Below are 11,496 nucleotides of genomic sequence, written 5' to 3'. Positions count from 1 at the left end.
TTTTATTTGGAATACTGGGGAACTCAGTGTACAAGGAAGAGTTTTTGTTGTCTATTCAGAGGTACGCGCTTTTTGCCTTGTCTCAATTAATTTGAATACGTCATCCACGTCGAGGGAAAACATCATGCTCTTGCTCGTTATCGGCTGGAAGTGGAATTCCAGCTTTTCTTTGCCGAATTGCTTCTCTAACTCCGTCCACTGCTCCGTTGACAATAATAGAAATGCCAACGTGTCACTGCCCAGGGATTCCATAAACCATCGAATCTGATATTGGGGAGCGATCATCTCCTCCATAGCCCGAACGGCACTGTCCCGATCAGTCCAATCATCGGCGAACGGAATCGTCAGCGTACGCTCGTCCGAACTTAACACGATATCGACGCCCCTTGGTTTGTCGATTTGGATAATTTTACACTGAATTTGGTGAGATTCCGGCAGTTGGCCGTTAAAGTAATGGATGATATCTCCCTCGTCTTCTCTCCAATCAATCCAGATTAACGACTCGTACTCTAAAAACTGTTCTATGACGTCTTCATCGGACGAATGTTTCAAGACATGGATAATCGGTTGAAGCGTACTCATTGTCATCCCATCCCTTATATAAAGTTGATATATACTCTATATTATCCTATAAGATGATCAGTTCTGAATAGGGCAACAGACATACTGCTTTTCGGAAATAGAACTACTCTCATCTTTCAATTCGATGTTATGATAATGGAGAGTTGTCTTTTAAGTTTAATTTTTAAAAATAGGAGCATGTCAATTATACATATGGAGGTAATAACGTTTGAGTACTCACTATTATTTCAGTTGGTTTAATGATTTTTTTCCAGAAAAGCTGGTCGGGCGGTTACATGAGGATATCACAGATAGAAAATCGCTTGTGATGATAAGCGCTAAGCCTTCTGATTATGAAGGAGAGCAAGTGAACTTTGAGGATATTACGGAATGGACTTGGTTAACGCAGGCTAACCTTAGTTTTGATGAATATCACTTCATTGATTATCGTATGCAGAAAGAAGAGGCTCATCAGTTGATTCGGAACGCTTCTGTCATTTTTATGTGTGGAGGATATCCTGTTCAGCAGCACGAGTTTTTGGCGGAATATGAACTATCCGATATTATTAAGAACAGTAACGCCGTTATCCTCGGTGCAAGTGCCGGTGCATTAAATATGGCTGCAAAATGGATATCTTCGGCTGATACTAATCCTAAGGATGAAACAACTACGTTTTATGAGGGTCTGAGCTTTAATCATTTTGCCTATGAATCTCATGCTAGACGCGACTACAGCACGTTTGTTAAAGGATACCTGTTTCCACTATCTGAACAGATGAATGTTTATGCGGCAGAGCAGGAGAGTGCTATTCGTGTAAAGGATGGTAAAATGGATATCTTAGGCCCTGTATATTTAATTTCTGAATCTAAAATTCAGAAATTGATGGAAACGCTCTGATATACATACGGTTTGTAAACAGCTGCAGAGAATGAGCATTTTTAGACCGCCTTCAATGGCGGTTTTTTTAGCTTTAAAGGTTTTGGATGCTCCTAGGGAATCAAAAAAATCTGGGTATAACAGCGATAGGAAAGTTATTCTGTCATCTGAGTGACCTGTGTAAAAAGGAAAAATTAGCTTGTTGCCTCTACCATCTTTTTCGGAAATGTAGCCAATCAACAATCTCATAACTTTACCCTGATATCGGATGGATTTTTCCCCTAAGATTATCGGTATAGGCCAGATTTCCATCCGTCGTGATTACGGCAGCCTCGATATCCTTCATATTATTAACTTTATGAATAATGGAGACCGCATCTAACCCAAATAATTCTGTAGTATATATATCGCAGTCGAGCGATCTATCCGCAATAATCGTTAAAGAAGCGATATTACTTTCGATTGGATAGCCTGTTCCGCTGTTAAATATATGATGGTACTGACCCCCTTTCTTCTCTAAAACTCTCTCGTATATTCCTGATGTAACGACGGATTGCTCCCGTATACTAACGAGTGCTGCTGCATTTCCTCTAGGTAAAAAGGGATTTTGAATTCCAACCTTCCAGTGACTGGACCCGGTGGGAGAATCGCCATGAACCAAAACATTGCCGCCCATATCGACCATAGCTGATGCAGCTCCGTTTTTCTTGAAAAATGACATAACTTGATCAGCAAAATAACCTTTAGCGATCGCTCCAAGGTCGATTTCCATGCCTTTTTTGAATAAATGGACCGTTTGTAGCTCATCGTCAAGCTGTATATGCTCCGGATTCAAGAGCTCCAGCACCGCTTTAATCTCGGTATCCTCCGGCACATGTGCCTCGCGAAAACCAATTCTCCACAATTTGATCAAAGGCCCTATCGCAATATTTAAAAATGAATCTTTTTTCAGGCTGTGTTCTTTGCCTATCTTAATAAGATCATACAGTTCCTTGTCTACTCTAAGCGGATGTGATGTGGCTTCTTTTTTTAGCATGGCAAGCTGCGATTGCTCACTGTTGGCACTGAACACTTGTTCATAATGGACAAGCATATTCACGGCTTCCTCGGCAAGCTCTTCAGCATCTGTCCCCTCGATATAGAGGGATATGTTCGTTCCCATAAGTGGTATCGTTCTCGTAAAAGGTTTCATGATAGCCTCCTATATTGCACATTGTTGTCCGTGATTGAGAAAAGTATGGATGAGGTCATGATCCACGCTATGCAGCTTTTTTTCTCCATGATGGGCTATAAAATAATCCAGACTCATCTTCTCTACAGGGATTGGATAGATGTTGTATTCCGAAGGGCACTCCTTGATATGGATACTTTCAGGCACAAAGGTCAGACCTAAATTATGCTTTGCCAGCTTCAGTACCGTGTAGATTTCATTGCTCTCCATAACGATATTAGGCTGCACCTTGTAGACACTGAGCAATTGATCAATCTGTTTTCGGATTGCCGAACCTTTGGACGTTAGAATAAGCTTTTGATTCAAAATGGTGCTGATCTCAATCGTGCCCTCCGGGATGACTGCAACATTCTCTTGATATAATTCGCAGCAACGCGGAATGATGGCCTGGTAACTGTGCCTGCCCCAGTTAAACGAGTTCAAGTTAGGGGAGATACTGCTTGAATTTTGCCCGATCCAGAAGTCCAGCTCATTATTTTGGAGACGTTTCTCATTTTTTTCAGGTAAATCCTCGACAAGATTAATTTTATAAGCAGGATGAAGCTCGAGAAAATCTGGTAAAAAAAGGGGCGTTAAGTACACACCAAGGCTCGGAAGAATGCCGATCCGTATCACCTTATTGCCAATATCCGATACATATGAGATTTCCCTAATAAGCTTGGCGTAGCTGTTTTCGAGTGAAGTTAAGTATTGATAATATATTTTCCCCTGCTCGGTTAATCGGTACGGAAGTTTGTTGCGAGTGATTAGCTCACAGCCCAACTCAATTTCGATTTTTTTGATAACCTTTGTGAGGTAGGGCTGAGATATGTAAAGGGATTGTGCGGCCCTGCTATAGTTGCTGTATTTTAATAGGCTGTCAATGTAACACAAGATATCTTGAGATTCTAACTTAGACATGTTCCTCACCCCTTGTGAAAAAAGTAACAAACTTTTAATTTGAGGTGATTATAACAAATTAGTTATCAAACTGCAATGAATAACTATTAGATCATTTGAGCTTTGATATGTTAGAGTTAGGCCGAAAGATTGAGCCTGACAGTTACGAACATCATCTCGAATGACAGAGAGGGGATTACGATGAACTATTTAGCTATCGTGGGCACGAATTCGGATGTGTCAACGAACCGGACGCTACTTCAATTTATGCAAAAGCATTTTGCTAGTGAGGCCCAGATTAACTTGTTTGAAATTAAGGATTTGCCTGCTTTTATTGAAAAAGATGAATTAGAGGATGCTGAAGTTGATATTCCTGTGAAGGTACAAGACTTATTAGATCAAATCTCTAAAGCGAATGGTGTCATTATCGCTACTCCTGAGTATGATCATGCGATCCCTGCCGTGTTGAAAAGTGCGCTGGAATGGATCAGTTACACGACTCAAACCTTGAAAGACAAGCCTGTACTGATTGTGGGTGCTTCACATGGTGCACTCGGTTCTTCCAGGGCACAAGCGCATCTTAGACAAATCCTGGACTCACCTGAGCTTGGTGCGAGAATGATGCCTAGTAGCGAGTTTCTTTTGGGAAAATCACAGAGTGCATTTGATAGCAGTGGTAATCTCATTGACGCTGACAAAGTAGCGGAGCTTGACGAAATCTTCAATGAGTTTATTTTGTTTACTGAGATCACTACGGAACTGTTATCAAAAAGGACGTTGAAGAAAAAAACGAAAAAATTTTCCTGGCAAGAGTAGGGGGCCAATCACAATGAAAATCATAGCGATCGTTGGCACAAATGCAAAGAAATCGTATAATCGCAAGCTGCTTCAATTCATACAAAAGCATTTTGAGTCCAGAGCAGCCATTGAAATCCTCGATATTACAGATGTTCCGATGTTTAATCAGTCCGATAACCAAACAAACAGTGCAATTATACAATCGTTTAATGAAAAAATTATGGCAAGTGATGGTGTCATTATTGCGACTCCAGAATATAACCATTCCATCCCTTCATCCCTTAAAAGCCTGCTGGAATGGTTGAGCTTTGAAATCCATCCGCTGGCTGGAAAACCCGTGATGATCATAGGTGCGTCACAGGGAACACAAGGTTCCTCGCGTGCACAGCTGCATCTTCGTCAAATCCTGGATGCACCAGGTGTCGAAGCTAACGTGATGCCAGGGTATGAGTTTTTGCTTGGAAGTGCACATAAAGCATTTGACGAATCAGGTAACCTGAACAATGAAGGAACGATCGATTTCCTGGAAACATGTTTCCTGCGGTTCCTTCGGTTTGCCAAAATTTCAAATCAGCTCAACGAAGAAGAGGAGTTTACCTATAGACCCGGTGTGTATAAGATCAATGCCATAGGTCACAGTGGCAATCTGCCGATGAAGGTTTCCTTTAGTGAAAATAGAATTGAAAGTATCGATATCGATTCGAAGGGTGAAACCGAAGGCATCGCGGATGTTGTTTTTATAAGAATTCCGAATAAAATCATTGAGGGACAGACGCTGAATGTAGATGCTCTCTCAGGTGCTTCTGAAACCAGTAATGCTGTCATCAATGGTGTAGCCAAAGCGGTTAAGCTTGCCGGAGTTAACCCGGATATTCTGAAAAGACGTCCAAAACCTGCTAGCAGCCAGATGAAAGATGACGAAGAATACACTTGCGATGTGGTCGTTGTAGGTGGAGGTGGCGCAGGACTCAGTGCTGCTGCTACAGCTTTACAACAAGGAGCAAGTGTGATTGTACTTGAGAAATATCCTGCTGTTGGGGGAAATACGATCCGCTCAGGTGGTCCTGTCAATGCTGCAGATCCTGTATGGCAACAACAGTTCACTGAGAATCCAGGGGAAAGACAGACGATTGAGAATTTATTAAATACCGATGAGAGCTTGATCCATCCAGAATATGTAGATGATTTTCATGCACTCAAAGAAGAGTTTACTGCGTATCAGGATAAGTTCGGCACAGAAAAGGCTTATTTATTCGACTCCCCACTTCTTCACAGAATGCAAACGTATTTTGGGGGCAAACGTGCAGACCTGAATGGGAGCATGATCTATGGACAATACGATCTGGTCAAAGTACTTACAGACCGTGCCTTGGAAAGTGTGCAATGGCTTGAGGAAATCGGTGTTGAATACGATAAAAGCATCGTGTTTGCTCCAGTGGGTGCCCTTTGGCGCCGTGGTCATAAACCTGTGAAAAGTTATGGCTCTGCATTTATCATTGCACTTAGCAAATATGTAGAAGAGAATAAGGGGAAAATTATTACAGATAGCCCGGTCAAACAACTGATCATCGAAGATGGAGAAATAACAGGTGTCATCGCAACCGGAGTTAACGGACAGAAAATTACTATTCATGCAAAAGCGGTTGTTCTTGCTAGTGGCGGTTTTGGTGCAAATACTCAGATGCTCAAGGAATATAACACATACTGGAGCCATATTGACGATGATATCAAAACAACAAATTCCTATGCGATGACTGGTGATGGAATATCGCTTGGTAAGAGTGCAGGAGCAGCACTGACAGGCATGGGCTTCACTCAAATGATGCCGGTAGCCGATCCGGATACGGGCGAACTCTTCAGTGGACTGCAAGTACCTCCTGAAAACTTTGTCATTGTTAACAAAAAGGGAGAACGATTTGTTAATGAATTCTCTGGAAGAGATGTCTTAACCAAAGCTGCTATCGAGCAGGGAAGTTTATTTTACCTGATCGCGGATGACGAGATCAAGAAAACCGCAGCGAACACAAGCCAGGAAAAGATAGACCGTCAAGTCGAAGCAGGTACCTTGTTCAGAGCCGACACCATAGAAGAATTGGCAGTGAAAATCAATATGGACCCTGAAGTTCTTAGAAATACGATTGATAAGTATAACTTATATGTGGATGCGGGCTTTGATCCGGAGTTCCATAAGGATACGTTTAGCTTAAAAGTCGAACAAGCTCCATTTTATGCCACACCTAGAAAACCGGCGGTTCACCATACCATGGGCGGAATTAAGATCGACACCCAAACCCGCGTATTGGATGAAAACGGTCAGCCGATTGCACATCTGTATGCCGCTGGGGAAGTTGCAGGAGGTATACATGCAGGCAACCGTTTAGGCGGTAATGCCTTGACGGATATATTTACTTTCGGACGTATCGCTGGTAAGACTGCTGTTGATGAGATGAATGATTAGAATGTAAAATAAGAAATATAGATCACTCCAGGTTTCCCATATGTAAAGAACCCGCTTAACACAAGGATTTTCGAGTGTTAAGCGGGTTTTTTCGATGTGGAAATGGTTTGGTTTTGTGGTCGTGGTAATACGAATGTTCTCAGACCCCAAACCAAGCCCGGTGAAGGGCATATACACCTTCTGTAATATCCTCAATACTCAATCCACCAAAACCAATCTGAACCATGGATTGCTCCGCTTGAGCTGGTTGCGCCCAAAAGGGGGATACCGGGTAGACCTGAACACCTTCCTTCTCAGCAGTAGCAATCAGCTTGTGTTCATCCATTCCGTTATGTACACGCAACAAAATATGAAGTCCTGCATCCTCACCAATGATGGTAACTTGAGCACCCATCATCTTCTGAATCATTGAAATAAGTGTGAATTGCTTCTGTCGATATACCTTCCTCATCTTGCGAATGTGGGCTTCCCAATGTCCATTACTCATAAACAGCTCTAAGGTGTTCTGCTGAAAATGAGAGACCGTTTGATCATATAATCGGTAGTCTTGTTTACGGTGTAGCTCTACCATGGCATGTGGTAGAACCATATACGCAATACGTAATGAAGGAAGAAGGCACTTTGAAAATGTCCCCAGGTAAACGGTTCGCTGTTGAGTATCCAGGCTTTGCAGGGAAGGTATCGGTTTGCCGACATATCTGAACTCACTATCATAATCGTCCTCAATAATGATCCCATTCTGATCTGTTGCCCATTTCAGTAATTGCATTCTCTTGGCCAGCGGCATGACCATTCCATAGGGGAACTGATGTGACGGTGTAATGTAGACGATGCGGGAATTGCTTTTGTATAACTTATGGATATGAAGTCCATCTGCTTCCAGCGGAATCGGGTGAATGTTTAGACCTTTATGTTGAAAAACCGTCCGAACACCGTCATATCCCGGGTCTTCCATCGCGATACCATGACTAACGTTACCTATTAATCCAGATAACACACCGAGCAGGTATTGAACACCAGCTCCAATTATAATTTGATCAGGTGAACAATTTACTCCCCTAGAGCTGTGCAGGTAATTTGCAATTTCAGATCGAAGTCCCGGTTCTCCAAGAGGATCGCCATAAGAGAACAACTTCATTTGGTTCTGGAGCAAGCTCTGATTGGATAACTTGCGCCAAGTAGCAAATGGAAAATGCTCAGCATCTACGTCACCATAACGAAAATTGTATCGAATCTCAGGGCTATCCTGAATACTGTTTTCCAACCAATTTTTACTCACTACATGGGACAGGGGCAATGCTTCCAGCTTCAAATCCATTATGTATAAGCCACTCCTTGGCCTGCTCTGGACATAACCTTCGGCTAATAACTGTTGATAGGCCATATCGACTGTATTACGGCTAATGTGGAGGTGGCTGGATAGTGAACGAATAGAGGGAAGACGACTATCGGCTGGTAACTTTCCGTTCAAAATATCTTTCTTAATATAGTGATAAAGCTGAGCGTATAACGGATCTCCAGACTCTCTGTTCAACAATAATGTCAAATCAATCATGCTAATCCTCCTCGTTGCCAGAACTGACCCTATGATTTTGTTGAGAGTTGTCACTACTTATGGGGTCAATCGATGGTTACAATTATATCAGTTCCGGTCGAATTGAAAAGATATCAGTGCACTGGATTACTATTGTTGTAGGAGGAGAAGGAATGAACAAACCTATAGATGTTATGGAACGAATAGAAAATCCGTCAACAAAAGCGGTGGAAAACTTCAATCAACACCCTGGTTTCCGCCGTATGTTTGCCCCAGACCAATTAACAATAGGGCTGTTCTTACCATTTAAATTCTATAAAGGACACATGGATGTTCTAAAAGGTCAAGCTGACCTCGTGGAAAGCATTGATCAATGCAATTTTGCAGCCGTATGGGTGCGAGATGTCCCTTTATTTGATCCCGGCTTTGGAGATGCTGGACAAGTATTTGACCCATTTGTCTATCTAGCCTATCTTGCTGCAAGAACCAAAAACGTCTCCCTAGTAACAGGAAGCGCGATCTTCACGCTTCGCCATCCGATTGATTTAGCCAAGGCAGCTACATCCATTGATGTACTCTCGGGCGGACGACTTGTGTTAGGGATTGCTTCTGGCGACCGACCTGCTGAGTTTCCGGCATATGGGATAGATGGGGAGCATCGTGATGTGCGATTCCGGGAGACGGTGGAGTTTTTCCGTGAGCTTATACAGGATAGAACTGGCGCAATTCAATCTTCTCTTGGTCAATTGAAAGGGCTTGAATTACTCCCGAAACCAGCAGCTGGTGGTATTCCGCTCGTTGTGACAGGCTCAAGCAGGCAGTCTTTAGATTGGATTGCGAAGAACAGTGACGGCTGGCTTACGTATCCCGAAGCAACGGCAAACGAATCTGGTCCTCAGATGCTTGCCCATAAGATTAGTGCCTGGCGTGAAAAAATACCTAATGGCATGTTCAAGCCGCATATGACCAACGAATGGATTGATCTTGTGGAAGATGTCAATTATCCGCGAACACCGCTTCGTGGCGGGTACATATTACGTACAGGTCGGGCAGGTTTAATTCAGCTTTTGGAGGAATGGCGAACAGTCGGCGTTAATCATGCTGCACTAGGCATTCATTTTTCGAGTCGGCCTCCTGCTGAGGTGATTCAGGAGTTAGCAGAGGAAGTATTGCCGCTCTTTCCCACACATGTGGGTCCGAAGCCGTTGTTTACAGGGTGGTAGAGCATAAAATTATTGCCTGATGACACAGATGGCTTTTCTCCGCATTTCTGTTAATGATCAGAAGAGGATCGATCCGCTGACAGCGGTAAGGTCAGGGGTTCGATCCCCTAGGTACCATAACGAAAAAGACGTCATTACGAAATATATTTTGGCGTTTTTTTTCGTTATGGATTGTTCAGGTAGCGAATGCGTAGCTTAGTCCGCGTGCGTGCATGAAGCTGTAAATCGACTCGATACAGCAGATCAGGGATGATGCCAAAGGTATGACATATTTTTATGTAAACGCTTTAATTAAATATAGACAAGGGATGCCGACGGTGATAATATTGTTTCTGTAAGAAACTATATTGTTCTTATCAAATATAATTATAAGGACTTCATTCTTAAGTACACGAATAACGCCCTGTGCTAAAGAATTTTAATTGTTTGGTGCTTGAGCGTAACGAGAGGGATGGGAAATATTATGAGTATAATTGAAACAACAATCGAATCTTTTGACGGTACTCGGCTATATTCTAGTAAAAATTTAGTTAGTGATGCAAAAGCCGCTGTCGTTATTGTACACGGACTAGCTGAGCATGCAGGGCGCTACGATTATTTGACAGAGAAGCTGAATCAGCGCGGGTTTAGGGTATATCGGTTTGACCATCGTGGTCATGCCAGATCCGAGGGACAACGTACGTTTTATAAAGAGTTTGATCATCTTATTGAAGATGTTCATGTCATTATCGATTCGGCATTGCAAGAGAGCGGCGATCTTCCGCTGTTTGTGATCGGGCATAGTATGGGCGGTTTTGCAACTTCATCCTTTGGAACGAAATATCCAGGCAAGGTCAAGGGCATCGTACTATCCGGAGCGCTCACTCGTTACAATACAAAAGTTGCCGGAGAACTGCCGATGGAACTTCCTACAGGCACGTATTTCCCGAATGAGCTGGGCAGTGGCGTATGCAGTGATCCCGCAGTTGTATCCGCTTACGCAAATGACCCACTGGTTGAAAAGCAGATCTCTGTAGATTTATTTAACTGTCTGGGAAATGGAATAACATGGCTCAAGGAGAACGCCAAGCAGTTTACAGATCCCGTGCTTGTTCTGCATGGGGCCAATGATGGACTGGTCAGCGAAAAGGATTCCCGTGACTTTTACGGCGATATCGCTTCAACTGATAAAACACTCAAAATTTATGCTCATCTGATGCATGAGATCTTTAATGAACCGACTCGTGATGATGTTATTGAAGAAGCAATTACATGGATTGAAAAACGGATCTGATTTCAGTAGAGTAAGAGAGAGAATCTGAATATGAAAGGGATTACGCATGAAATTAGATTGGATGGGCGACCATCGGGAACTGATTGAGAAAATTATCAAATACGGTAATGCGTACTCAAACACGTATAAGCTGCAGCGAAGTTATGGTACAGACATGATGTTCTCTGCCTCACAAATTCAGACGCTGGAATACATTCTGGAAGCCGAGGACAAGGAAGAGAAGATGTCGGAAATGGCCGCACGCCTGGGCGTAAGCCGCAGTACATTTTCCAAGAACGTGAAGAATCTGACGGAAAAAGGTCTACTCGAAAAATTTCATTTAAGCGGTAACCGCAAAGACATTTACGTCAAACCTTCTGAGAAAGGTCGCGAGGTATATGCGAAGTATACCGAATTTGTAAGGGAGCTTTGCTTTGATGAGATTTTCAAGTATGCAGATCAGATTTCAGAAGCGGATAAGCAGAACTTTGTACGCATCATGGATCTGTTTGCCGACGTGCTCGTCTGGTATGGTGAAAAAGAACAGGAAGCGCGTAAGTTAATCAGAATTGATTCCTCTGAAACATGAACCTTGAAATTAAGGGCAACAGCCCATTCCCTCCGCGAATGTCCGTCATACAGTATAAAGTGCTTGATGCAGCAGAGGCTGTAGGACAATTATT

Annotated in this window: 10 protein-coding genes; 6 read left to right on the top strand and 4 right to left on the bottom strand. The window is 42.8% G+C overall.

Going from position 1 to position 11,496, the window contains the following annotated elements; translation table 11 throughout:
* Positions 1-51 precede the first annotated feature (51 nt).
* Positions 52-582, bottom strand: coding sequence for a hypothetical protein (locus tag C170_RS12305; RefSeq protein ID WP_051447139.1), 531 nt, complete (start codon positions 580-582; stop codon positions 52-54).
* A 208-nt stretch (positions 583-790) separates the two neighbouring features.
* Between C170_RS12305 and C170_RS12300 the strand changes: the two genes are divergently transcribed.
* On the top strand, positions 791-1,459 hold the full coding sequence (locus tag C170_RS12300; protein ID WP_036609801.1) for a Type 1 glutamine amidotransferase-like domain-containing protein: 669 nt from the start codon (positions 791-793) through the stop codon (positions 1,457-1,459).
* Positions 1,460-1,691: 232 nt separating this feature from the next.
* Here the strand turns inward: C170_RS12300 and C170_RS12295 are convergent, their stop codons facing one another.
* On the bottom strand, positions 1,692-2,630 hold the full coding sequence (locus tag C170_RS12295) for an FAD:protein FMN transferase (RefSeq protein WP_036609799.1): 939 nt from the start codon (positions 2,628-2,630) through the stop codon (positions 1,692-1,694).
* Positions 2,631-2,639: 9 nt separating this feature from the next.
* Positions 2,640-3,569: a LysR family transcriptional regulator gene (locus C170_RS12290; RefSeq protein ID WP_036609797.1), complete on the bottom strand. Its 930-nt coding sequence runs from the start codon at positions 3,567-3,569 to the stop codon at positions 2,640-2,642.
* A 180-nt stretch (positions 3,570-3,749) separates the two neighbouring features.
* Between C170_RS12290 and C170_RS12285 the strand changes: the two genes are divergently transcribed.
* Entirely contained in the window at positions 3,750-4,364 is a 615-nt protein-coding gene (locus C170_RS12285; protein WP_036609795.1) for an NADPH-dependent FMN reductase, read from the top strand.
* 13 nt (positions 4,365-4,377) lie between these two features.
* Entirely contained in the window at positions 4,378-6,804 is a 2,427-nt protein-coding gene (locus C170_RS12280; protein WP_036609793.1) for a flavocytochrome c, read from the top strand.
* 139 nt (positions 6,805-6,943) lie between these two features.
* Here C170_RS12280 and pdxR read toward each other — a convergent pair whose 3' ends face one another.
* The gene (gene pdxR / locus C170_RS12275) at positions 6,944-8,359 is read right to left on the bottom strand and encodes a MocR-like pyridoxine biosynthesis transcription factor PdxR (RefSeq protein WP_036609791.1); all 1,416 of its coding nucleotides are present in this window, start codon (positions 8,357-8,359) and stop codon (positions 6,944-6,946) included.
* A gap of 152 nt (positions 8,360-8,511) precedes the next feature.
* Between pdxR and C170_RS12270 the strand changes: the two genes are divergently transcribed.
* The 3 genes from C170_RS12270 to C170_RS12260 all read left to right on the top strand — a co-directional run bounded on the left by C170_RS12270 (position 8,512) and on the right by C170_RS12260 (position 11,402).
* Positions 8,512-9,561, top strand: a complete 1,050-nt coding sequence (locus C170_RS12270; RefSeq protein ID WP_081745922.1) for an LLM class oxidoreductase — start codon at positions 8,512-8,514, stop codon at positions 9,559-9,561.
* 463 nt (positions 9,562-10,024) lie between these two features.
* Positions 10,025-10,834 (top strand): alpha/beta hydrolase, encoded by an 810-nt coding sequence (locus C170_RS12265; RefSeq protein WP_036609789.1) that lies wholly within the window; start codon positions 10,025-10,027, stop codon positions 10,832-10,834.
* 46 nt (positions 10,835-10,880) lie between these two features.
* Positions 10,881-11,402, top strand: coding sequence for a MarR family winged helix-turn-helix transcriptional regulator (locus C170_RS12260; protein ID WP_036609787.1), 522 nt, complete (start codon positions 10,881-10,883; stop codon positions 11,400-11,402).
* The last annotated feature ends 94 nt before the right edge of the window (positions 11,403-11,496 follow it).

This window comes from Paenibacillus sp. FSL H7-689 (assembly GCF_000517905.1).
In the GTDB taxonomy this organism is placed as follows: Bacteria; Bacillota; Bacilli; order Paenibacillales; family Paenibacillaceae; genus Paenibacillus; species Paenibacillus amylolyticus.
This window is presented reverse-complemented; position numbering and strand designations above follow the sequence as displayed.